We start from the raw sequence: 534 nt of genomic DNA on the forward strand, positions 1-534 counted from the left end.
ACTGGGTAGGGGAGCGTTCTTATCTGGACGAAGGCAGACCGGAAGGACTGCTGGACGGGTAAGAAGTGAGAATGCCGGTATGAGTAGCGAAACGACAGGTGAGAATCCTGTCCACCGAAAGCCTAAGGGATCCTGGGCAACGCTCGTCGCCCCAGGGTAAGTCGGGACCTAAGCCGAGGCGAAAAGCATAGGCGATGGACAACTGGCGAAAATTCCAGTACCGGGCGTCTTCGTTTAAGGATGGAGTGACGCAGGAAGGAAGCTGAGCGCGCGAATGGTTGGGCGCGTCGAAGGCGGTAGGCTTGTATGGAGGCAAATCCCCATACTATAAGGCCGAGAACCGATAGATAGGAAAGACTACGGTCAATCTGAATTCAGCTGCACTACACTGCCAAGAAAAGCTTCTAACGAGAAGACGTCTGCCCGTACCAAAACCGACACAGGTAGGCGGGGAGAGAATCCTAAGGTGCGCGGGAAAACCCTCGTTAAGGAACTCGGCAAAATGCATCCGTAACTTCGGGAAAAGGATGGCCG

1 rRNA gene is annotated in these 534 nt (G+C 54.5%); it reads left to right on the top strand.

The features are described from left to right. A 23S ribosomal RNA gene (locus HMPREF7545_RS09925) occupies positions 1 to 534 on the top strand; the annotation flags it as partial.

This window comes from Centipeda noxia ATCC 43541, from assembly GCF_000160555.1.
GTDB lineage: Bacteria > Bacillota > Negativicutes > Selenomonadales > Selenomonadaceae > Centipeda > Centipeda noxia.